Below are 22,336 nucleotides of genomic sequence, written 5' to 3' on the forward strand. Positions count from 1 at the left end.
GTTTTTTAAATTAACATCTTCCATGCAAACTTATTATCTTGTTTAATATCGACTTCTTTTTCATGCAAAGCCTGCACATGCTGTTTAATCTGTTTTAGAAACAGCATTACTTCCCCGCTTGACACGGCAGCTGAGTTGAGAGATAACGAATGTTTTTTAGCAATTTTTAATTCCTCGGTTTCCACTGAGATACTCACGTGGCGAAATAAGTGCCAAGGGTAGTAAACTGTTTTAAAAGATTTTGAGAAATAAATTCCTTTAGAACAAACGGTAATCCCCTCGGTTTTTTGAAGAGGATATGTATTTAAATGAGCTACAATTTTTTCTTTAGCAGGTAAGTAGAGCCTGTTTCGCATCTCTTTTTCAACTTCTTCACATAGCTGTCCTTCTACCGACAACACATCTTTTGGATCAGGGGTTTGATGAATTTGAAAAGACGAACAAATAGAAGTTAATTCTTTTGAGGATACACACGGATATATATAGTCTTGACACATATATTCATGGGAATGAGTGCGAATAAATTTCTTGATTTTTTTTAATAGAGATACTAGCTTTCTAGCTGAGTAATCGTTTTGATTGACTTGAAATTTCTCCACGTCATTAAAACAAATCATTTCTTCTTTTCGAATGGTAATGGATTGAATGTTAGCGAACTCTTCCCATAACATTTTTCCTTTTTTCATCCCTCTGCTTTTCCAGTAAATCCCCTTATTTGTAAAGCAAATTCCCCTTTTATCTAGGCCTGCTATAAAAGAGCTGTGTAAATACGCGATAATTTTTTCTTGAGGCTGAAACTGAAAGTATTTGCTAGCCATTTTTTTGTAGAAACTAGGTATTTGCAGTACATAAAATTGACTTTCTCTATAGATTAAGCATAAGTCAGTCAAATAATTAGTTTTCAGCGTCGCCACGCTCTCACTTCCTTTTTGAGTGTAAATAACCGTACCCATTTTTTTCTATTACTTTATAAACGTTTTTTAATGAAAAAAGTTTCAACTTTTTTTGTTTTTTATAAAAAAGCTTTAAATTGAATCATTTCTTTCATCTAGGGGGTTGCCTAATTACTCACTTATTCAATAATCTTATTTTAAACGTTCCCTACTTAATTAAGAAACTAAACCAGATAATAGCAATGCTTACCTGCTTTATCCAAATCATCCCTTGTGAACAAAAACAAACCGCAGCGTTAAAACGCGATGCGGTTTGTTTTTTTAAGCTAAATAAGCTTCTTTTATTTTTTCATTATGAATTAATTCCGATCCTTTCCCTTGCAGAATAATTTCTCCCGTTTGAATCACATAGCCTCGGTGTGCGATTTGCAGTGCTTGATAAGCGTTTTGTTCAACGAGTAAAATGGTCATTCCGCTTTTATTTAATTCCATAATGATTTCAAATATTTGTTCTACAATGATAGGAGCAAGCCCCATAGAAGGTTCATCTAGCATAAGCATAGAAGGGTTCATCATAAGCGTTCGCCCAATGGCTAGTACATGGAACAAAAAGCATGTCACCCTACGAAAACATGCTTTGCACCTATTTAACCTAAAAAAGAGGCTGGGACATAACGAAATGAATCCAATCTAAAGGCTAACAAATGAGATACATGAGCTGAACTGCTTGTGACACCGCCATTGATTTCTGCGCAAGACTTCGCTTTCCGCGGGCAGTCGCTGATCCTCCTCGTCGCTTGCGCTCCTGTGGGGTCTCGTCTGTTCCGCTTTTCCTACAGGAGTCTTCGCCTTTCTTTCCAATCAGCTGCTAGAAGGAACGAAACAGATGTATGTTTAACATAACAAAGAAAACGAACCGTTAATCAAACATGTTGACTAACGGTTCGTTTTTCACTTTGGCTAACATACTTTTGTCCAAGCCTCTTTTATGTGACCCTTTGTTTTCTACTTCTCCCCGACTTTAACTATTATTTCGTAATGCCTGTGATCCCTCTTCCCCTGTTCGGATCTTAATCGCATTTTTTAATTCATAGATAAATATTTTCCCATCTCCAGGCTGACCTGTATTTAGTACTTTTCTTGCTTTATCAACAACGTCAGATACCGGAACTTCGCACACCACAATTTCTACTTTAATTCGTGCGTGCATGTTGTCTTGTTTTTTAACGCCTCTATAAAGCTCTGTAATACCTTTTTGCAACCCGCACCCCAGTGCATCCGTAACTGTAATACCGCTAACGCCGATTTTCGCCAGTTCTTGCTTAAGCTCTTCAAACTTTGAAGGGCGTGTAATAATTTCAATTTTCGTTAAAACATCACTCACTGTGCCCACCCCTTTTACATATTCGATTCGTGATACGCTCTTTCACCGTGCAGCGTAATATCAAGCCCAAGTGTTTCTTCTTCTTGTGTCGCACGCAGAGATACGATTAATCCAACCACTTTAACGATAATGAAGGTAGCAATACCGACAAATAGGTATGTTGCTACGATAGCAACCAGCTGTTTCCAAAGTAGACTTGGATCTCCGTAGAATAAACCATTCGCACCGGCGTCATTTACAGAAGTTGTGGCAAATAAACCTGTTGCAATACCTCCCCATGTTCCCCCAATACCGTGAAGACCAAATGCATCTAGCGCATCGTCGTAACCGATTTTCTTTTTAAGTGAGAAGATACCCCAGAAACAAACTGCACCGCCGATAAAACCAATTATAATAGAGGCAAACGGTGTAACGAATCCACAAGCTGGTGTAATAGCTACAAGTCCAGCAATCGCTCCCGAAACGGCTCCAAGCAGCGTAGGTTTTTTATTGATAATCCACTCTACTACAAGCCAGCCGATAATTCCTGTTGCTGCCGCTGTATTCGTGTTAATAAAAGCCGTCATTGCAACGCTGTTAATAGTTAAAGAACTTCCAACGTTAAAACCAAACCACCCGAACCAAATCAGCATTCCGCCTAAAAGAGTTAACGGTAAATTGTGAGGTGCTGCGGCATCGGCATTTTTTCGTTTTCCAACAACAAGAGCTAGAATTAATCCTGCTACACCTGACGAAATGTGAACGACGTTTCCTCCGGCAAAGTCAATAGCTCCTAGTTCACGAAGCCATCCGCCAACTCCCCAAACCCAGTGTGCAACTGGTGCATATACAAATAATGACCATAGGATAGCAAATAAGATAAATGCTGAAAACTTCATGCGCTCTGCAAAAGCCCCAGAGATAATAGCTACTGTTAGTACAGCAAATGTCAGCTGAAACATCATAAACATATTATGCGGGATCGTAGCACTGTAGTCCCCGTTTGGAGTGAACCCGACTCCTTTTAATCCCACCCAGTCCAAGTTACCAATAAAAGCATTGCCACCGGTCGAAAAAGCTAACGAATAGCCTGCTACTATCCAAAGAACGGATATAACAGCTAAGGAACCTACGCTATACATCGCGGTACTTAACATGTTTTTACTTCGAACCATGCCCCCGTAAAACAATGCAATAGCTGGTGTCATAATCCAAACCAATAATGCTGAAAAAAACATAAATACTGAATCGCCCATTTGCATGATGATTTCCCCCTTAAGTACGAATAAATAACCCCTGAATTTAATGTTAGATTATATAACATCTTTTGTTATGTTTACTATCATATTTGATTTATATGTATTTAGCAACTACTTTTTGCAAATTTATTCAGAAAACTTTTGTTTTTTATACTGTTTTCTTTTTCTTATGTATTCTTCCACGTACACATAAGCTGAACTATTTTTTATTTGTGTTAGAGTTTCTGACATAAAAAATCCTCTTCTTGAAATAGAAGAGGATTTTTCTTTACAAATACATATATACACCAGGCCCCAGAGGAATACCGAATACAGCAAAAATAATCAACATAACAATCCAAATCCCTAAAAAAGCTAGAGTATAAGGAAGCATAAGTGAAATAATTGTGCCAAGTCCTGCCTTAGGCTCGTATTCTTTCATAAAAGCTAAAATAACAATCATATATGGATTTAAAGGAGTGATTACATTCGTGGAAGAATCCGCTATTCGGTATGCCGCTTGAATAAATCCAGGGTTGTAGCCTAACAGCATGAACAATGGAATAAAAATAGGTGCTTCTAGTGCCCATTGAGCGGAGCCGCTAAAAATAAGAAGGCTTAGAACAACAGTTAAAAATACAAAACCAACCACAACTGGAAGTCCAGTTAGATTTAGTGCTTTTAATGCATCCGCTCCTTCTACTGCAATCCACGTTCCAATATTAGTCCAATTAAAGTAAGCGATAAATTGAGCAGCTGCAAAAATAAGGACAATATAGCTAGCCATATCTTTCATCGACTCAGTCATATAAGCAGGTACATCTCTAGAACTTTTGATTTTTCCTACTGTTATTCCGTAAACAGAGCCAACTACCACAAAAAACAGCAGCGTGATCGGAATGATACCATCTAAAAAAGGAGATGGAACAATTCCACCGTCTTCATTTCGTAGAGGAGAGTTGGGCCAAAATAAGAAAACAGCTAGTACAGCGACATAAATACATGTAGCAACGATACTGTTTTTTAACCCTTTTGCTTCTGCCTCACTAATTTCACCAAAATCATTGCGTTTTTTTCCTTTATAATTGCCCAGCCTAGGTTCTACAATCTTTTCGGTGACGATCGCCCCTATAACGGTCAAAACAAATACAGAAGCCGCCATGAAATACCAGTTTGCTGCAGGACTGACAGCAGCGCTTGGGTCAATTGTTTTAGCAGCTTCAGTAGAAATGCCTGATAACAATCCGTCGGTTCCGGATATAATAAGATTCGCTGTAAAGCCTGATCCCACCCCAGCAAATCCTGCTGCTAATCCAGCAAGCGGGTGCCTTCCTACTGTATAAAAAATCATTGCGGCAAGCGGAGGCACGATGACAAAAGCAGCATCTGCCGCTAAGTTGGCCATAATTCCTGTAAAAATGATGGCGTATGTAATAAGAGCTTTTGGAGCATTTAAAATCGTTTTCTTTATGGCCACTTCAAGCAGACCTACTTTTTCTGCAAGTCCGACTCCAAGCATCATAGCAAGTACAAGTCCTAGGGGCTTAAATTCAGTGAAATTGGTCAGCATCGATGTTAAGATATACTGAATGCCTTCGTGCGACAACAAACTTTTAATTGGAAGAGTCTTATTAGTACCGGGATGGACCACCGTTACTCCCATACTATGAATAGCAACAGATGCTACTACGATAATAAGCGCTAGACATACAAACAAAATAAAAGGATCAGGTAGTTTGTTTCCGATTGCTTCTACCCTTCCTAATAGTTTGTCTAGAAAGGTTGTTGGGTGTGATTTTTGCTCCGTCTGCAAATTAGGTTGTGCCATACTTTCGCTCCTTTTTCGTTTAGATTCTTTTTAGATTTTTCCTTTTAATTACCAAAAAGACTATTAGTACATAATAATCTGAATATTTATATTATTCAAGTATTATTTTCGAGGAATTTTTATTTATCTATTAAAACTAATAGCATTTAGATAAATAGAAAGGCAGAAGATATCTTTTTAATCGACAATCAAAAATAACAAAAAGCTCTCCGTTTGAAGAGAGCTTTTTGTTATTTCGCTATACTAGACGGAGCGGACTCTTTTCCTGACTCATTAACAGCTGTTACATAGTAACGAGCTTGAGATGCGTCGGAGTCAGCAAAGCTTTTTCGCTCAAATTCCGAAACGCTGCCAATATGGACAAATGTTCCGCCTGGATTCTTTTTATAAATGCGGTAGCCGATAATATTACCTTCTCGTACCGCGTACCACGTAAGCAAATTACCGCTCATCTTTACATGTGTAGGAGGTTGTGGTGCATTTGCTTCACGCTCCAATTCTTTTGCTTGGTCAGCTTTTAGTTCTGTATAGACAACTAACCTCTCTTGATGGGTTCCTTCCGCACGGTCAAACGTGCCTGTGCACGTAATTAAATTTAAATTACGTTTGTTGCTGTACCCAAAAATTTCGTTTAGAGGTGCCTTATCTCGCGGATAGCTTTTTATACGTTTAACAACAAAAGTAAGCGTGGTCCCCTGTGCATCTCTGACGGTAATTTCATCGTCTTTTTTTAAGTTTTTTAGGTTGTAAAAGACGGCAGGTCCGGTTTTACTGTCTACGTGTCCTGCTAATACAGCATTTCCTTTTACGCCAGGTTTAGCTCCTGGTTCAAACCAAGCAACTCCATTTTCTGTAGATGGAGCTGCCATTTCACCGCTGTCTAATACTCCTACTTGTTCAATTGAAGCCTCCACATGAACAGCAGGAATGGACACTTTTTCAGGGATGATTCCTTTAAATTCTTTGTTTAACTGTTTGGCTTCTGTTTTATGCTTTTTTAGTACAGCAAATTCTTCTTCAAGCGTTACCCGGCTTTTTAGATCCTTTGATTGTGCTTCTTTTTCTTTTTGTTTAGCTACAGCCTGTTGCTTTGTTTCTTTTGCTTCTACCATTTGTTCTTTAAAATATAGTCCCCCGCTAACAAGGATGACTAAACTTAATATACAGTAGGCGAGAACAATCGCTTTTTTCACATCGTCACCTCATTTCACAGCTGTTTATAAAAAAGAAGAGAGAACAACCTCTCTTCTTTTTTTCAGGACTCTTGACTTGTAAATCATAAGGAAAAGGAGAAGAATATTATTTGCTTACTGGTTTCTTGCGTAAAATCACTCCAGCTGTTAACACAGCTAACGAACCTAGTGCAATATAGATCGCTGTTAGTGGGTTCATCGTTGATTCAGATGCCCCGCCCATACCTGTTTTCGGCATATCTGTTGGCATAGCTGTTTCAGCAAACTTATCGGGGTTTTGTTTTACGATTGCTTCACCTAAAGCTTGGCCAACACCAAACATTAATTTATACCCTTCGCGATACGTATCATAACTTCCAGCGTAGTCACCGGATGCATATTGTTCAAATGTTTTAATAACCGTATCCTCGTGTGCTTTTATAGCTGCCTGTGCGTCTGCAGTTGGAAGGTTTCCATCTGTTGCTGTTCCTAAGAATGTACCAAATTCTTGCGCGAATTTATGGAGCTTATCTTTTGCAGCTTTTTCTCCTGCTTCATCGCCTTTTACTTGTGCACTTACTAATTCAGCTTGGGCATTGATGTGATCTCCTTGCCAAATTTTTTCGAATTGTGCAGCTCCTTCATCGCCATATACTGAGCCGATTGCAGCTTTAAAATCTGCTGTGTTGGCATTTTCTAACCAGCTAACATAGTCGTAATCTTTTGAACCGTTAAACCCTTTTTCCATTCCCATTGTTGCTAGAGCAAAATGTTCTGCTGCTAAGCTGTTTAATGAAGAACGTAAATCTGCTGCTGGTGTATCCACTTTTGTATTGTCGAATTTATCGGGCATCTGCGTTACAATTGCATTTGATAACGCTTTACTAATTGCGAACATTTGCTGATATCCTTCGCGGTATGTCTTCGCGGCTGCCTCATAGTCACCTTCTACATAATCTTCAAACGTTTCTTTTACTTGATCTTCGTGAACGCGAAGCGCTTCTTTTGCTGCATCTTCAGGTAGTTTACCTTCCGTAGCAGTGCTTAGAAATTTAGCAAATTCATTCACGAATTGATCTACTTCTTTATCTACTTCCGCCATGGCTTCTTTGTCGTTTTCTTTTGTTGCTTTTACAAAATCATCTGTGTAATTGTTGTGTTCTCTGAAAATTCGTTCAAACTCAGCCGCTCCTTTATCACCATAGATAGAAGCAATAGCTGGCTCCATGTCGACGGCATTTTGATCCAATGCTTTGAACGCAGCGTCAGCATCTTTAGAACCGTCATAGGCTGTTGTCATAGCGGCAACGGCAAGCGTAAAGTGTTCAGATAATAGGTAGTCTAAGTTCGCTCGTAGATCTGAAGCTTTTGTTACTGCCGTTGGTTTTGCTTCCTCTGCATTTGCAATAGTCGGCATCAATAGTGAAGCTCCTAGTACAGGGATCATTAATTTTTTACTTAATTTCATCATTTTCCACTCTCCTCATTTTTAGTTGATGTACGCCACTTTTTTCATTCTTACTACATCTTAAACCATTAAATAGATTGAACATTTTGAATATTATATATATTAAACTTTCATGTTCCCTCACATTTAATGATCCTTTTTAGGAAGTATTCTCTTTCTATTTACTAAACGATCGCTGAGTGACGTTGGATCACTCTTTTAAAAATTTTTTAAAAATGTCATTTTCGTGAAGAATGCCTTCCCTTTCTACTTACCTAACGAACGCCTTCTTCAGCTAGATCACTTTTTTTAAAAAATTTTTAACCGCCTTTTCTTAAGAAGTACTTCCTTTTCTACTTACCTAACGAACACCTTATTCATTTGGATCACTTTTTGAATAAATATTTTAAATTTAACAGAAAAAGAAATTGAGACATAACAAGATAAATTCAATTTAAAGACGAACAAATGGGATAAATGAGTTAGTATGAATCACTTTTAACACCGCTGTTGATTTCCGTTCAAGACTTCGCTTTCTGCAGGCAGCCGCTGAGCCTTCTCGTCGTTTGCGCCCCGCGGGGTTTTCCTGCAGGAGTCTTCGCCTTTCCCTCCAATCAACAGCTAGAAACCACTATATATATGAAACCTGCGCAATAAAAAAATCCGAACGAGTTGGATTCTTTATCAAGAATCTCAATTCATCGTTCGGATTTTCTTTCACCTAAACTACTTTTGGCTGAGCCTCTTTTTATCTTTACTTATTTAAAAAATTCCACATCACGTCGTTTACTTCGTGAGGCTTTTCATGCTGAGGGGCATGAGATGCTTCAGCTAATCGGTGAACAGATATGTTTGGTACATATTCTTCAATACCATCTAAGTTTTCAGGCATAAAAGTAGGATCTTGATTTCCCCAAATAATTTGTACCGGGATGTGTAACACTTCTTCTTCTAACGGAAACAAAGATTTTCTTTGAAGGTCTTCTTCTGTGAAAATCTTTAAGTTGCGGTAATAACTTAGCATGGACAGCACAGAGCCATTTTCCCAAGAGTTCATGTATGCTTGAACATCATCAGCTGTTAGATATCCTTTTTTTACACCTGGGTCAATCACAAGCTTACGCAAACCTGAGAAATTATCTCGTTCCATATAGTCCTGTGCTTCTTGTTTTTGAAACCATTTCATATATTCACTTGCTTTTTGCTGATTTTTATTTGTTCTAAGCTCACGCATAAATGTATAAGGGTGCGGACCGTTAAAAGCAATTAATTTTTGTACATATTCAGGGTAGCGATAAGCAAATGTCCAGCCGATCCCTGCTCCCCAGTCGTGTACAACTAGCGTGCAGGAGCTATATCCTAAACCTTCAATCACTTGGCGAATATCTTCTACTAATACATCAATTTCGTATGATTCTAGTCCGCTTGGCTTTTCAGATAGATTATATCCTCTTAAATCCAAAGCAACTGTATGAAAATCATTAGAAAATTCATCTATCTGGTGTCGCCAAATATGCGAAAAGTCAGGAAACCCATGAAGAAATAGCATAAGATCTCCTTGTCCCTTGCTTATGTAGTGCAAATTAACGCCATTTACGTTTATATACTGTTTACTCATTGTTCATTTCCTCCTTTATAAGTAGTTGTAGAGCAGTATAACGCTGCAAAAAATGAACGTCAATTCATTTGCCTCGTTTACTTCTTTTTAGTTCCTTTTATGAATATAGTTAATTATTTAGAGTGGATCTTTTTGAAGGAGTGATTAACAATGGCTCATATCTATTCAAAGGGCTGGTTTGTTCAGCAGTTAAAAGCGGCCAATATCTCTAAAATCGATGGAAGAAAGCTAGAAAGTTATAAAACCTACATTCTTCGTAATTTATATGCTGAGCTTATAGAACAAGGTAAAATCAACGGCTAAAAGAGGTTGAGACATAACGAAATGAATCCCATCTAAAGATGAACAAATGGGATATATGAGCTGAACTGCTTGAGACGCCGCAGTTGATTTCCGTGCAAGGCTTCGCTTTCCGCAGGAGTCTTCGTCAACAGCTAGAAAGATTTACACACATGAAATCTACGTTTGTCCTAACAAAAAAACGAACCACTAATCAAAAGTCTTGATCAATGGTTCGTTTTACATTTCGTCTAAAATATTTTTGTCCCAGCCTCTTTTTTTTTTACAGCGATTGCTCAATAAAAGATAATACGCGCTTTACATATTCTTTTTTGTATACATGATAATTTTGCACGTGTTCTGCTTTATCGGTTTTCCAGAAGTGAAAAGCATCTGGGTGCGTTTTAGCCATTTTTTCACTTTCAGTGTAAGGAATTTTTGTATCTCCTGTGCTGTGTATAAATAAAATTGGTCGAGGGTAAATATGCTCGACTGCTTTAATAGGACTAGCTTCAGCAGGATTTGCATCTGCAATAACAGGAAGAATAGCAATTGTTAGCGGTGTAAACGGAAAGTTTGGTAAATGAGACCATACAGATAGATTTTCTTTTAAATAAGAGGTTAAATCACTAAAAGGACTATCGGCTACCACCGCTTTTACGTCGTCCTCTTGAGAAGCTGCTAATAAAGAAGTAGCTGCTCCCATTGAAATGCCGTAGAGCACAATTGGCTCTTTTGTTGTTTCTTTCATTTTCTGAATAACGCCTAATAAATCGAGCTGTTCTTTTACACCAATCGTCGTTTGATCTCCTTCTGAGTCTCCTGAATCTCTAAAGTCAAACATGACTACTCGATATCCCGCTTTTACAAATTCCTTACTCAGCGGCAGAAAGCCAGCTCCTTGTGCTTCACGGTTATTTCCGTATCCATGTGACATAATAATGGTCGCTTTTGGCTGTTCCGTTGGTTCGATCATCCATCCTTTTAAATGGGTTATTCCGTCTTTGCTCAAAAATACTTGATTGCTATAGTGCATGCCGTAATCACCAGGATTTTTCACAGCAGGATTTTTATCTAGTTTTGTCAGGCTTATGCCTACATAAAGAGAAATTGCCGTACAAAGTACAAAACAAAGAATAACAAAGGATATCAGGCTGATCCATATTGTTTTTTTCTTTTTTCCTGTATTTGGCTGTCGATTTAGAACTGGAGTCAAGCTCGTTCCTCCTTTTTATCTAAGATCATCTTTCCTATTCTTATTGCTGCTGCCCTTTCTCCATTTTAAAGCTAGCACGTCTATTTTATGAATAAAATTCGTTTTATTTTCCACATATTTTTCTGGTTCAAAGCGATAGCGATGCGCTAGTTCTATTTTCAACGTTTCGTATTCTTTTGCTGTATCAGGGTGAGTTCGCAGATAATCTCGAAACCATATATGCCGATTAATTTCTGGATGACCTTTTTCATAAATATGAACATGGTGCGTTCTTTCATTTCCGCCTTTTTGGAAGTATCGTCTTCCTTTTATGCCGTTTTCACCTTTCGCTTCGTAACCAAGCTGTTCCATCCTCTGATTATATGTATCTACTTTCTTTATATCTTTCACTTCAATAAGTAAATCAATAATCGGTTTTGCGCTTAGGCCAGGAACAGCAGTGCTTCCGATATGATGAACCTCTAAAACTTGAGCTGACATTATAGTTGTTAAGGTGGCAGCTTCTTTTGAAAATTCCTTTTCCCACGCGATATTATAGGGTGTCAGCTGAATTTCTCTTACGGACTTCATCTTCAATTCCTCCTCTTGCAACGAAAAAACTGCTTATTATAGAATAGCCTATAATAAGCAGTTTTTCATCATTTAACATGTTATTAAGTTTTATCTAGCAAACGCCTGCTTCGCTAAATTAATAATCGTCATATCATCCATTGGAGGGTTGTGAAGCCCAGCACGTACGTCTCTATAATAGCGCTGCAGCGGATTACTGCGCTGCAAGCTTCTCGCCCCCACTATGCGCATTGCTTTGTCGACAACCGTACAGGCACTATTGGTCACTACGTGTTTGACAGCTGCTAACTCTCCCGCTAATGCTGATCGGTCGCCGGTTTCATCCCATTTACTTGCCACGCTGTACATAAAGTGACGCGCCTGCATAAGTTCAAGTTCCATCTCTCCTACTAAACGCTGCACATTTGGCAGCTCGCTAATCGTTCCTTCAATACTATTAGGCGAATATTCTGCAGCAAATGCGACAGCATAATCTCTTGCTGCGATGGCTGTACCCATGTAGCAAGCTGGTATATGAAGCAGCCAGCCGCTTGGCTCATTCTTTTTAAAACCACTGAGGCGTTCAACAAGAAAGTCGTGTTTAATATCGACGTTTTCTAGCACAAGATCATGACTTCCTGTCCCGCGCATTGCAATCATATCCCATGTTTCTTCTATTGAAAGTCCGCTTGTTTCACGAGGAATTAAAAACAAGCCGATCTCTTCTTGACCTTCAATGCTTGCTTTTACCAAAAAGTAATTTAACACTGGAGACATCGTGGTGAATGTTTTTCGGCCATTGATTCGCCAGCCTTCTTTTGTTTTCACGGCTGTCGTTTCCGGTTTTCCTCCTCGAGTAGGACTTCCCGTCTTCGGTTCAGTAGCAGCGGTGTTAATAAGTGCACCTTTTTCTATTTCTTTAAAAATAAAATCGAGAATTTGCTGATTCCAAGGCTTTTTTTCACGTAAGTCCATTGTAATCCCCATATGCCATCCAATACTAAGAGCCGTAGAAGCATCTCCTTGAGCAATTAATTCTTGAAATAATAAAAAATCATAAAGGCGTAATTCATCTCCGCCATATTTGCTTTCGAGAGAAAGACGTGTATAGCCCGCTTCTTTTAACTCTTGAATATTTTCAAAGGGAAACGTACCTTCTTCATCTATTTTAAAAGCTCGTTTCTTAAATTTTTCGACTAGAGGCTGCAATTTTTCATACGTAGACTCTTGATTTTTATTTACAAATGAAACACTCATTTGCTTCATCTCCTTTTTATATGACAGAGTGTCCCTATCGGATTAATATATAGTTCTTATCATAGCATACCTCGCCTTTTCTGTGCATGTTTGGTGTGTTTATCTTTCTTGTTGAATCTATTATTTTTCCAATTTAATGGTCTGTTTTACCTGCGCATTCCATACATTTAATGGAATAAAAAGAAAGGAATGGTGTGAATGAATCAATGTCCAAAATGCGGGGCCAGTGCAAGCACAGACCAATTATTTTGCAATAACTGCGGCTTTTCTTTCATCGTGTCCCCAGCTGCAGCTAAGCATAAAAAGAGCTGGTATATTGGCGGGGGTATTGCGCTTATCCTTCTTTTAACTTTTGTATTTTATTTCTTTTTCGCTGGCTCAGAAGAAAAGACGGCTGACCGCTTTATTGAGGCATTAGAATCGAAAGATACAGCTGTGTTAAGAGAGTTATTAGACTCTTCGCAGTCTACTATAGTTATTAATGACACATCTATTCAAGCTCTGTTAGACGCAACTTCCGATGGTTCTATTTTACGAGACGTTGAAAATGATTTAAAAAATAAATCGAGTATCTACTTTACAATAAAAGAACAGAAACATTCACTACTCTTCAAAAAACAGTACGTGGTTGTGCCGTCGTCATATTATATCTCCCTCACCACGCCAGAGGATACAACGGTTACAGTCAATGATACAAAACAATCGATATCCAAGAATCAAACGCAAAAAATAGGGCCTTTTATGATTGGAAATTACCCGCTTACGGCTTCTTATGAAAGCTCTTATGGAAAACTTACAGACCAAACCACTGTAAATTTTCACCGGCAAAAAGAAGAAAATATATCTGTGGTATTTAAAGGGGCTTACGTTACAATCTCATCGAATAGAGATGACGCTATTTTATTCGTAAATGGAAAAAGCACGGGACTGCAGGTGAATAGCTCATCACAAATAGGGCCTGTTGCCACGGATGGAAGCGTCACTGTTCATGCAGAAGTGCAAAAAGACGGCACAACGTTCAAAAGCAGTCCCTACACTATTCAAAGTGAAGAAAGTATTATGTTAAATATACAAACGCCGCCCGTCGAAAAGGAAAAAACCGTCATAAAAGAACGAGAAGTGATCGTGCCTGGGCCGCGCTCTTATGCTACTTCAAGCTCTTATATTCTTGCTGGTTCGGATTCTTACAAATTACGCTATAGTGATATTAGCAGTTTGAGCTCGAGTGAACTAAGGCTAGCTCGAAATGAAATCTATGCGCGGCATGGGTATGTATTTAAATCGAAAGATCTTCAAGCCTATTTTTATGAAAAGTCATGGTATACGCCTGATTCATCATTTAGAGATTCCTACTTATCAAGCGTTGAAAAATACAACGTTGATTTTATTAAATCATATGAGTAAGGTGCACTCCCCTTTTGCACAGGGGAGTTTTTTAATTGAAGCGAGTGCTTACTCCAACGTTTTTTTACATACCATAATCCCTATACACGTTAATAAATTTCTTATAGCCTTCTTTATTCTTTTCACTGTAAAATATAAAGTAGATGTACATAAACTTAATACACACATAAGGAGAGATGGAGAATGAATGGAATTGGACGACTTCCACAAAAGCTTAATGGCCATTTGATTTTAGAAAATATTCAAGAAACCATGATCATTGCAGATAAAGACTATCGTGTGCAGTGGATGAATGCAAGAGCAATTGAAACACTCCAGCCAGTACTCCCAATCTACCAGTTATCTCATATCGAAGAGTTAATTGGAAAGCATATGGACTTCTTTCATTCCAATTCTGAAGAAGCGGAAAAATTACTCACCTCTCTTCATACAACCTACCGAACGCGTATAACGATTGGCAGTCAATACGTAGCAGAAGCTGTGATTCACCCTATTGATACAAAAGACGGCGAGCGTTATGGCTACTTGCTTATGCTATTAGACTTTACAGATCAAGCCGAAGCAGAGCTTGAAAAAGAACGGTTAATTGAGGATTTGTCCACACCTTTATTAAAAATATGGGACGAGGTTTTAGCTGTGCCCATTACCGGTAAGATGGATATAGAACGTGGCAAGAAGCTAACTGAAACGGTATTGGAGGCAGTTGTAAAAGAACAGGCGCGCTATTTGCTTATTGATTTATCTTCCCTTCATTCGTTAGATGAAGAACACGGTTATTATATTAACACGCTTCACGATGCTTTGCGTTTGATTGGTACCACTTGCCTTATTGTTGGTCTTTCTTCAAAAATGGCTCTTTCGCTTGTAGATTCTCAGTTTAATTGGCGAACATTTTCCACTGTCCAACAAAGCATCTCTTACATTTTAGAAAAAAAGAATTATCGTATTGCACCCATTTCATAAGCCCATCATATCATTAAGTAATCCTCTCTCAATCGCTTTTTCCTTCAATCGGAAAAGGCGATTTTAGTTATGAGGAATTGTGAACGTTTAGGCACTTATCATCATAGGATACATTAATCAACCATAGAAAAGGGTGAGAGCGTATGCCAAGTGTTATTAACATTTATAATTTAAAGATCAACAGTATCTCAAGCAACGGTTCTGTCAACATTGGCGAAGCACTCCATAACAGTCACACGGCTCATTCAAAATCCACTGGTACGAACTCTTCTTATGGCGATGTCTCACCTGCTTCCTCGAAAATGCGAAACATTTATATCGATCCTGATACAAATGACCAAACAGATATTGCAAACGTTGATCATGTCAATGGTTATCAGCAGTGATATAGGGCAATGCTTGTCAACAGCATGACGACAAACGGTGAATACATTCTCTCTGAACGCAATAGACCGTTGGAGTAGAATGAATAAAAACAGTAAGGAGTCTCTTTATGCCTCTTCAAATTAACGTTTTTAATATCGTAACAAACGGTGTCACGTAAAACGCAAATATTGATTTTGGTTCCACCGTTCAAAACAGTCACACGGCGAACTCCAAGTTTAACGGCGCGAATTTCTCTTTAGGTAACTTCTCTCCTACTTGCTCTCAAATGAATACGGGCGTGTTAGATCCTGATGTAAGTGATCAAGATCAAATTGCAAACCCTTCAGCTCCAATTGGAAATCAAATTTAGCTTTAACAATTTTGTCGTTTTACTTGGCACATTACAAGGAGGTGTGTAAATATGTTTCCATTTGGAAAGTCTCCTTTTAAAGGAATGATGGAAAATATCCCAAAAGGAATGGCATCTAAAGACATGAATAAGTATATTCAGCAAATGATTTCTTCTACCATGTCCCATTCTTTTCCGGATTTTATGCAAGGAAATGAATTCTTTAAGCAAGCCCAAGACATGATGAAAGAACAGCAGGATATGGGAACTGAAGGTCATGGACAAAAGCCAAGAAGATTTGATTCAAACGTCATCAATACATTAGATGAATGCATTGTGCAGCTAAAAATCCCTAACCGCGATATTGTATCAAGCATTAAAGTCTATCATACGCCATATGTGTGTACGATTGAAGGAATAGATGGAGAAGAATCCTTCAAAGAAGAAATTCAGCTTCCTTGTTCGGTTCGTAAAAAAGGCACACGCGCCATCTATCGTTCCGGAGTGTTGGAAATCCGGATGCCTAAACATGTTAATATTCCTATGTCTCAAATAGACGTCCACGATTTAGATTAAAGTGGACGTTTTTTTCTGTTTTCATGCATACATATAAAATAGAAAGCTGCAAAAGGACTTGTTTTATTTTTTTAAAGAAGGTGACAAATATGAATCACGGAAAATTTAAAAAGTGGGCAGAAACGTTACAAGAAGAAAACCATACGAAATTTTGGGAAAAGATTTTTGATGATGATCATGAAGAAAAGAATGATACGGAAGCAGATGCTTCTCCTCAAATTGTAAATGAGTACCGAGATTATCCTTTAATTGATGTATATGAATGGGCAAATCAGCTGTTAGTTGTAATTGAAATACCCGGTGCTAAACGAACAGACGTCGAATTGACCATGCATGAAAATACTTTACACATATCCGGTTCATCTCTTTTAACCGTGAAGGATGCAAATGTTCTTCACAAAGAAAGACGTGAAGGAACGTTTCAACGATCAATCATCCTTCCGCCTGGTGTAGGGGAAGCGCCGTGTCACGCATCATTTAAAGATGGTCTTTTGCATGTGAAATTTGATTTGTAATTTATTGTGCAGAACTATACGTAGCATGAAAGGCAGGGAATTTCATGTTTTCTAAGTGGTTTAAACAATCGCCTAAAATTGAAACAGTCCGTAAAATAAACCCGTCTTCCCTTCCAACTCAAAAAAAAGCAGGTCCCATAGACCAACGTTCTAATCAAAAGCGGAAAGAATTACCGGAAAAGATGAAAGCTAAAAAACAGTCTAATCTAAAAAAACCCCCTCAACAGCCAAAGAAGTTGCCTAGCCAAATGGAGCCTAAGACCTCTGCTGAAGCTGAATTCACAAAGCCTGCTCTTTCGACAGATTCAGCGCTGAACCTGCAGGGAATTATTGATCAAGTGACGCGTTTAACCGACGCGATCCCTAAAATAGAAGAGCTTCATCAGCAATTAAATGAATCAGCTCACCTTATTCAATCACTGTCTCAACTGCACGAGCAAACAGCTCATTTACTCTCGGCTATGCAGTCAGCTCCTAATTTCGAAGCTATTCAAAAACAGCTCTCTGCGTTAAAGGAAGAATCGTCTAATACAGCCTTATATGAGATGGTGAAAACTCTTGACAAAAAGATTGATGAAATAACTCAGCCAAAGCAGTCCATTGTTGTTGAAAAAATCATGGTCGAAAAAGTATTGTTAGACAAAATTGATCTTAGTAATAATTTCGGCCAGCTAGGCATTAAAGATTTGACCGGTCACTTAAACATCGGCACCACTTACAGCGCTGACTCTGATCAAGTAGATGAAGAAGTCAAAGACTTGTTTTCTGTTAAGCTAAAAGAAAAAAAGATTGATGAACATACAACTGAAACAACGATGAGTTCAGGAGGTGAAACAGAAAAATCTGATGATCACTCCGAAGAATAAAAAATGACCGCTACTGCTTATTTAAAGCAATTATCGGTCATTTTTGTTTCCATAAATAGTTGTAATTCTTTTTGGAGGCGTTCCATCAAGAACTCTGAAATTTCTTCTTGATTTTCTTCTTTATGATGAGATGATGCTACAACAATACGTCCTGTTTTTCCTAAGAAAGCCCGGTACTCAATTACCTTCATCGCAGCATGAAGTAAGTTTCCGTCCGAAAACGGCGCATTTGTTAGTAGAACAATATTTACTTCGTTTTCTTTTTGTCTATATGTCAGCACAGCCAGCCACGAGTAACCTTTATCGTCTTTTAAGCGAACTTCATAACTAGATAAAGACGCAGATTTCCACGCCGCGTTAGCACTGCTTTGCTGTTGAATAATTTCTTGACACCAGTCTAGACCTGTTTCATTGGAACCCAGCGAAAGAGTTCTCAAAGGACGAACAAAAGATAAACATAGCTTGCCCGGTTCCTTTTGCAACTGATACAACTCATGGAAGTCCGTCTCTGGATATTGATACGGCGGCACAAAAGCAATTTGTCGCTTATTCACAGCAGGATGGTGAAATACATGCAAATCAACGCCATATACTCTTTTTAACGTAGCTGCATCCTGAAAAATGGCATCCATCCCCGTTTCTTCTACTCTTCCATCTTTCAGTAACACGGCATTATCTGCAAACAGCGAGGCAATGTTGAGATCATGCAAAATGGCTAGGACCGTCAAGCTCATTTCCTGCTGTAAAGTTTTTAACAGCTGAAGCAGTTCCATTGTATGTTTTACATCTAAGTGATTCGTTGGTTCATCAAGAAGTAAGTAGTCAGGTTCTTGCGCTAGTGCTTTAGCCAGTAAAACCCGCTGTTTTTCTCCACCGCTTAGCGATTGAAAAGTATGATTTCTATAGTGCCAGACGTTTGTTAATTTCATCACGCTTTCCACCACTTCTTCATCCTGTGCTGATACAGTGCTAAACAATCCTTTTGCCTGATAAGGGTAACGTCCAAGTGAAACAATTTCTTGAACCGTAAATTCTAGCCCAATTTGATTTTCTTGCGTCATGACTGCAACTTTTTGCGCCAGTTGTTTTGGTGAATAAGCCTTCACTGACTTTCCTTCCACCTTCACTTCTCCTGATTGAATGGTTAATACATTCATAATTAAGCGAATAAGCGTTGTTTTCCCGCTTCCATTTGGTCCTAGTAAAGCGACAAAAGAACCTTTGTCTACGGTGAACGTGATGTCACGAACGGTCGGCTGCTGCTTATCGTATCCTCCTGTCACATTATATAGTTCAATCATGATATTCCTCTTTTCCGCATACGTTCTTTTACAAGGAGCAGGGTAAAAATCGGCGAACCAATTAAGGCAGTTACGACTCCAATCGGCAGTTCACGAGGTTCTAATATCGTTCGTGCCAATAAATCTGCTAAAACCAAATAACTTCCTCCAATTAAAATAGAAAGCGGCAGTACATGCTTATGATTAGCTCCCGCTACGAGACGAACTACGTGGGGGATAACTAAGCCAACAAATCCAATTGCCCCAGATACTGATACCGCAGCCCCTGTTAATACGGATGCACCTATTAAAATCATTCTTTTTTTCTTCTTTACGTCTATTCCCATAAACTGAGCGGATTGATCGCCAAATGCTAAGCCGTTCAGCTCTTTTACATGTAACAACAGCATAATTGTACCAATCAAAAAGAACGGCCCTAAAATTTGAATATGAGACCATCCTCTCATTGATACGCTTCCCATTAGCCAATATAAAACCTGCCTTACATCTTCTTCGGGAGAAAGAGCCACAATTAATGAAATAAGCGCGCTCATAAAGGATGATAAAATAATCCCCGCTAAGATGATGGTTTCATTGGCCAAATTGCCGCTTGCGAGTTTTGTAATACCAAAAACTAAAAGAAGAGTAATAAAACCAGATACAATGCCGACTACAGGCAGCGTGAAGATAGACAAACCAAAAATACTCCAATGAAAATAAATTGCCATGACAGAGCCAAGGGTTGCACCTGAGGAAACCCCAATCGTATAAGGATCGGCAAGCGAGTTTCTTAATAGCCCTTGAAAGGCAGCCCCTGCTATTGAAAGCGAAGCTCCTACTAAAAATGCCACCAGTACTCTTGGAAAACGAATTTGCCAAATGATTAAATCCATGTTTTCCGGACCGTGATATAAGGATAGCCCGGTAAGGTGGCCAATAATAATTTTGATTGTATCTCCTACGGTTAACGAAACTGTACCAATAAATACGCCCATAATTATCGAAGTACATACAATAAATAAACTGACTATGTATAAAATAGATGCTTTGTTAAAAAAAATACGTTTAAAAATCAATACGTTCAGCTCCTCTAGGAAACGAGGCGTGATGTTTTATATTACATTAACCATTCATTTTCCTGTCCATAAACCATGCTTCCACCATGCATTAAGTTGGAAACAATCATCTTTTATTTGTTACGAGTGCTAGACTGTTGAACTGTGCAACGTAGAATAGCGTACTAAAGTTCTTGGTAAAAAAACAAGCGAAAGCCTCTACAAGCTATACTTTTTGTGTTTGCTCCGGACTTTTATAGTTGTCTATTAACTGATACAGCTTTTCCATATCTACGGCTTCTCTCACATATGCTGCTGCTTTTGAAAAAGACTCCTCTTTTTGCAGGCGACTGTTGAATGTGTCCGTAATAGGCGGCAATTTTTTATGTTTACGAATTTGATTAAGCAAAGCTCTGCGCAAAGAATCGTTATGAAACACATCATGAACATACGTGCCAATGACATTGTCTTTAACCGTTCCTTCTTTTTCATGCTCTACCACTGCAAAAGCTTTCGTGGTGCTCTTAGAAACCGTCTTTCCCATATGAATTTCGTAGCCTTCAATCGAAACTCTTTCATTTTCTAACTGGACATACCCAGAAACTCTTTCTGTTTTTTTGCTGGTTGTCATAACCGTTTCCACTGGAAGCAAGCCCAGCCCTTTAATGGACTCAATCCGAGATTCTACTGCATCAGGGTCTGTAATTGTCTCCCCTAGCATTTGATATCCTCCGCAGATGCCAATGACGTGAACGTTCGTTGTGTTCAAGACTTGATTAATGGCTAGATCCAGGCCGCTTTCTTGTAAAAACTGAGCATCTTCAATCGTATTTTTGCTTCCTGGCAAAACAATTAAATCAGGCGTACCTAATTGCGACGGCTTGGTTACAAGCCTCACGTGACAGTCTTCTTCTAAGCTTAAAGGATCGATGTCTGTAAAATTTGAGATGCGCGGGTACGAGATGACCGCAATATCAATTTCTTTTAAGGGATTCACAAGCGTTGAGTAATTTCTAAGTGATAACGAATCTTCCGCATCAATTTCCACGTTGTTCATATAAGGAATAACTCCTAGAACCGGAACACCCGTGTATTCTTCAAACCACTTCAACCCTGGTTTTAAAAGTTCTAAATCTCCTCGGAATTTATTAATTAACACTCCGATAACTCTAGACTTGTGTTCATCTGGAAGCAATTGAAGAGTACCCACTAGGCTCGCGAAAACGCCACCTTTATCAATATCTCCTACTAACACAACAGGCGCTTCTGCTATTTTTGCAACGCGCATATTTACGAGTTCTCGATCGTTCAAATTGACTTCGGCAGGACTTCCAGCGCCTTCAATCACAATTCGATCATAATGATTGGCCAGCTCTTTATAAGCTTCCGTGATAACGTTCAAACCTTCATTAAAAAATTCTTGCCGATACTGAAAAGCAAACATATTACGTAGCGGTTTTCCGTGAACAACTATTTGAGATTCATGATCACGAGTAGGTTTAATTAAAATAGGGTTCATATTGGTTGTTGCTTCTACTCCAGCCGCTTCTGCTTGAATTCCTTGCGCTCTGCCAATTTCTTTTCCATCCATTGTAATGTATGAATTAAGCGCCATATTTTGCGATTTAAACGGTGCAGTTTGATAGCCGTCTTCTTTAAAAATACGGCAAAATGCTGTAGCAATCATGCTTTTTCCAGCGTCTGAGTGCGTTCCTTGAATCATAAGCGGTTTTCCTTTTTTCACTTTTTCCACTCCCTACCACATAAAAAAACCTTAACTGTAAAAGTCAAGGTTTGGTCATGCGCTCATTAACACATTGTCTTGACTTATTTCTCCCACCGAAAAATAAGGGGTTTTTAAAAGCAGGTCTCCTGGCTTATGCTTCATTTTACTTCTGCACCCTTCCTAGTTTGACTAGTGGGTCTTTGCAGGTTCATCCACATTTACAGTAGCGGGGGCTGCACCGGATTTACACCGATTTCCCTATTATCCTCCTTAGAGGCACTTTTAAAATCATTTATTCTTTATTGTAACGAATTTTATAACCATTCACAATAACGATTTTCTTCTATTATTATATATTACTGTGTTTATACTTATT

General features: G+C 38.6%; 21 protein-coding genes, 1 pseudogene and 1 riboswitch. Of the genes and pseudogenes, 8 read left to right on the forward strand and 14 right to left on the reverse strand.

Annotation, left to right across the window (positions count from 1 at the left end; translation table 11 throughout):
* Nucleotides 1-5 precede the first annotated feature (5 nt).
* The 8 genes and pseudogenes from ACFX4W_RS22605 to ACFX4W_RS22640 form a co-directional block, all read right to left on the reverse strand.
* A complete protein-coding gene (locus ACFX4W_RS22605) occupies nucleotides 6-914 on the reverse strand; it encodes a hypothetical protein (RefSeq protein ID WP_025751257.1) in 909 nt (302 codons plus the stop codon).
* Between the two features lie 300 nt (nucleotides 915-1,214).
* A pseudogene (locus ACFX4W_RS22610) lies at nucleotides 1,215-1,493 on the reverse strand (ATP-binding cassette domain-containing protein); the annotation flags it as partial.
* A gap of 421 nt (nucleotides 1,494-1,914) precedes the next feature.
* Nucleotides 1,915-2,277, reverse strand: coding sequence for a P-II family nitrogen regulator (locus tag ACFX4W_RS22615; protein WP_013057611.1), 363 nt, complete (start codon nucleotides 2,275-2,277; stop codon nucleotides 1,915-1,917).
* Between the two features lie 14 nt (nucleotides 2,278-2,291).
* Nucleotides 2,292-3,518: an ammonium transporter gene (locus ACFX4W_RS22620; protein WP_043981550.1), complete on the reverse strand. Its 1,227-nt coding sequence runs from the start codon at nucleotides 3,516-3,518 to the stop codon at nucleotides 2,292-2,294.
* Between the two features lie 265 nt (nucleotides 3,519-3,783).
* A complete protein-coding gene (locus tag ACFX4W_RS22625) occupies nucleotides 3,784-5,322 on the reverse strand; it encodes an AbgT family transporter (RefSeq protein WP_280559870.1) in 1,539 nt (512 codons plus the stop codon).
* A gap of 230 nt (nucleotides 5,323-5,552) precedes the next feature.
* Nucleotides 5,553-6,515 carry a class F sortase gene (locus ACFX4W_RS22630; protein ID WP_043981549.1) on the reverse strand — a complete coding sequence of 321 codons (963 nt, stop codon included), beginning with the start codon at nucleotides 6,513-6,515 and terminating at the stop codon, nucleotides 5,553-5,555.
* Nucleotides 6,516-6,621: 106 nt separating this feature from the next.
* Nucleotides 6,622-7,965, reverse strand: a complete 1,344-nt coding sequence (locus tag ACFX4W_RS22635) for a hypothetical protein (protein ID WP_014459522.1) — start codon at nucleotides 7,963-7,965, stop codon at nucleotides 6,622-6,624.
* Between the two features lie 730 nt (nucleotides 7,966-8,695).
* A complete protein-coding gene (locus ACFX4W_RS22640) occupies nucleotides 8,696-9,559 on the reverse strand; it encodes an alpha/beta fold hydrolase (RefSeq protein ID WP_043981548.1) in 864 nt (287 codons plus the stop codon).
* 150 nt (nucleotides 9,560-9,709) lie between these two features.
* On the opposite strand from ACFX4W_RS22640, the gene ACFX4W_RS22645 reads away from it, so the two are divergent.
* Complete coding sequence (locus ACFX4W_RS22645; protein WP_013057618.1) at nucleotides 9,710-9,862, forward strand: YflJ family protein; 153 nt, start codon at nucleotides 9,710-9,712, stop codon at nucleotides 9,860-9,862.
* A gap of 259 nt (nucleotides 9,863-10,121) precedes the next feature.
* Here the strand turns inward: ACFX4W_RS22645 and ACFX4W_RS22650 are convergent, their stop codons facing one another.
* The 3 genes from ACFX4W_RS22650 to ACFX4W_RS22660 all read right to left on the reverse strand — a co-directional run bounded on the left by ACFX4W_RS22650 (nucleotide 10,122) and on the right by ACFX4W_RS22660 (nucleotide 12,860).
* A complete protein-coding gene (locus tag ACFX4W_RS22650) occupies nucleotides 10,122-11,054 on the reverse strand; it encodes an alpha/beta hydrolase (RefSeq protein WP_043981547.1) in 933 nt (310 codons plus the stop codon).
* Nucleotides 11,055-11,069: 15 nt separating this feature from the next.
* A complete protein-coding gene (locus ACFX4W_RS22655; protein ID WP_013083723.1) occupies nucleotides 11,070-11,624 on the reverse strand; it encodes a GrpB family protein in 555 nt (184 codons plus the stop codon).
* Nucleotides 11,625-11,714: 90 nt separating this feature from the next.
* Nucleotides 11,715-12,860, reverse strand: a complete 1,146-nt coding sequence (locus ACFX4W_RS22660) for an acyl-CoA dehydrogenase family protein (protein WP_043981546.1) — start codon at nucleotides 12,858-12,860, stop codon at nucleotides 11,715-11,717.
* 198 nt (nucleotides 12,861-13,058) lie between these two features.
* Here ACFX4W_RS22660 and ACFX4W_RS22665 point away from each other — a divergent pair, with 198 nt between their 5' ends.
* The 7 genes from ACFX4W_RS22665 (at nucleotide 13,059) to ACFX4W_RS22695 (ending at nucleotide 17,899) form a co-directional block, all read left to right on the forward strand.
* Nucleotides 13,059-14,264 carry a TcaA 3rd/4th domain-containing protein gene (locus tag ACFX4W_RS22665; protein ID WP_043981545.1) on the forward strand — a complete coding sequence of 402 codons (1,206 nt, stop codon included), beginning with the start codon at nucleotides 13,059-13,061 and terminating at the stop codon, nucleotides 14,262-14,264.
* 183 nt (nucleotides 14,265-14,447) lie between these two features.
* The gene (locus tag ACFX4W_RS22670; protein WP_013057624.1) at nucleotides 14,448-15,227 is read left to right on the forward strand and encodes an STAS domain-containing protein; all 780 of its coding nucleotides are present in this window, start codon (nucleotides 14,448-14,450) and stop codon (nucleotides 15,225-15,227) included.
* Between the two features lie 143 nt (nucleotides 15,228-15,370).
* Nucleotides 15,371-15,613, forward strand: coding sequence for a spore germination protein (locus ACFX4W_RS22675; protein WP_013057625.1), 243 nt, complete (start codon nucleotides 15,371-15,373; stop codon nucleotides 15,611-15,613).
* Between the two features lie 167 nt (nucleotides 15,614-15,780).
* Nucleotides 15,781-15,963 (forward strand): spore germination protein, encoded by a 183-nt coding sequence (locus ACFX4W_RS22680; protein ID WP_280560724.1) that lies wholly within the window; start codon nucleotides 15,781-15,783, stop codon nucleotides 15,961-15,963.
* 51 nt (nucleotides 15,964-16,014) lie between these two features.
* On the forward strand, nucleotides 16,015-16,518 hold the full coding sequence (locus tag ACFX4W_RS22685) for an Hsp20/alpha crystallin family protein (protein ID WP_013057627.1): 504 nt from the start codon (nucleotides 16,015-16,017) through the stop codon (nucleotides 16,516-16,518).
* 89 nt (nucleotides 16,519-16,607) lie between these two features.
* A complete protein-coding gene (locus ACFX4W_RS22690; protein WP_028409089.1) occupies nucleotides 16,608-17,033 on the forward strand; it encodes an Hsp20/alpha crystallin family protein in 426 nt (141 codons plus the stop codon).
* A 44-nt stretch (nucleotides 17,034-17,077) separates the two neighbouring features.
* The gene (locus ACFX4W_RS22695; RefSeq protein WP_043981544.1) at nucleotides 17,078-17,899 is read left to right on the forward strand and encodes a hypothetical protein; all 822 of its coding nucleotides are present in this window, start codon (nucleotides 17,078-17,080) and stop codon (nucleotides 17,897-17,899) included.
* Between the two features lie 17 nt (nucleotides 17,900-17,916).
* On the opposite strand, the gene ACFX4W_RS22700 is transcribed toward ACFX4W_RS22695, so the two are convergent.
* From ACFX4W_RS22700 to ACFX4W_RS22710, 3 genes are all read right to left on the reverse strand, one after another.
* Nucleotides 17,917-19,200, reverse strand: coding sequence for an ABC transporter ATP-binding protein (locus ACFX4W_RS22700; RefSeq protein WP_043981543.1), 1,284 nt, complete (start codon nucleotides 19,198-19,200; stop codon nucleotides 17,917-17,919).
* Nucleotides 19,197-20,255 carry a FecCD family ABC transporter permease gene (locus ACFX4W_RS22705; protein WP_043981542.1) on the reverse strand — a complete coding sequence of 353 codons (1,059 nt, stop codon included), beginning with the start codon at nucleotides 20,253-20,255 and terminating at the stop codon, nucleotides 19,197-19,199. The genes ACFX4W_RS22700 and ACFX4W_RS22705 overlap by 4 nt, the downstream gene beginning before the upstream one ends.
* A 205-nt stretch (nucleotides 20,256-20,460) precedes the next feature.
* The gene (locus ACFX4W_RS22710) at nucleotides 20,461-21,987 is read right to left on the reverse strand and encodes a cobyric acid synthase (protein WP_043981541.1); all 1,527 of its coding nucleotides are present in this window, start codon (nucleotides 21,985-21,987) and stop codon (nucleotides 20,461-20,463) included.
* 92 nt (nucleotides 21,988-22,079) lie between these two features.
* Nucleotides 22,080-22,259, reverse strand: a riboswitch (cobalamin riboswitch).
* Nucleotides 22,260-22,336 lie beyond the last annotated feature (77 nt).

Origin of the sequence: Priestia sp. YIM B13489, from assembly GCF_042787645.1 — a bacterium.
GTDB classification, from domain to species: domain Bacteria; phylum Bacillota; class Bacilli; order Bacillales; family Bacillaceae_H; genus Priestia; species Priestia megaterium.

Bases quoted from the DNA above. Each gene is read 5' to 3' on its own strand.
- ACFX4W_RS22620 (WP_043981550.1), bottom strand. From the start codon at position 3,518: ATGCAAATGGGCGATTCAGTATTTATGTTTTTTTCAGCATTATTGGTT.
- ACFX4W_RS22625 (WP_280559870.1), bottom strand. From the start codon at position 5,322: ATGGCACAACCTAATTTGCAGACGGAGCAAAAATCACACCCAACAACC.
- ACFX4W_RS22635 (WP_014459522.1), bottom strand. From the start codon at position 7,965: ATGATGAAATTAAGTAAAAAATTAATGATCCCTGTACTAGGAGCTTCA.
- ACFX4W_RS22640 (WP_043981548.1), bottom strand. From the start codon at position 9,559: ATGAGTAAACAGTATATAAACGTAAATGGCGTTAATTTGCACTACATA.
- ACFX4W_RS22645 (WP_013057618.1), top strand. From the start codon at position 9,710: ATGGCTCATATCTATTCAAAGGGCTGGTTTGTTCAGCAGTTAAAAGCG.
- ACFX4W_RS22655 (WP_013083723.1), bottom strand. From the start codon at position 11,624: ATGAAGTCCGTAAGAGAAATTCAGCTGACACCCTATAATATCGCGTGG.
- ACFX4W_RS22660 (WP_043981546.1), bottom strand. From the start codon at position 12,860: ATGAGTGTTTCATTTGTAAATAAAAATCAAGAGTCTACGTATGAAAAA.
- ACFX4W_RS22665 (WP_043981545.1), top strand. From the start codon at position 13,059: ATGAATCAATGTCCAAAATGCGGGGCCAGTGCAAGCACAGACCAATTA.
- ACFX4W_RS22670 (WP_013057624.1), top strand. From the start codon at position 14,448: ATGAATGGAATTGGACGACTTCCACAAAAGCTTAATGGCCATTTGATT.
- ACFX4W_RS22675 (WP_013057625.1), top strand. From the start codon at position 15,371: ATGCCAAGTGTTATTAACATTTATAATTTAAAGATCAACAGTATCTCA.
- ACFX4W_RS22685 (WP_013057627.1), top strand. From the start codon at position 16,015: ATGTTTCCATTTGGAAAGTCTCCTTTTAAAGGAATGATGGAAAATATC.
- ACFX4W_RS22690 (WP_028409089.1), top strand. From the start codon at position 16,608: ATGAATCACGGAAAATTTAAAAAGTGGGCAGAAACGTTACAAGAAGAA.
- ACFX4W_RS22695 (WP_043981544.1), top strand. From the start codon at position 17,078: ATGTTTTCTAAGTGGTTTAAACAATCGCCTAAAATTGAAACAGTCCGT.
- ACFX4W_RS22700 (WP_043981543.1), bottom strand. From the start codon at position 19,200: ATGATTGAACTATATAATGTGACAGGAGGATACGATAAGCAGCAGCCG.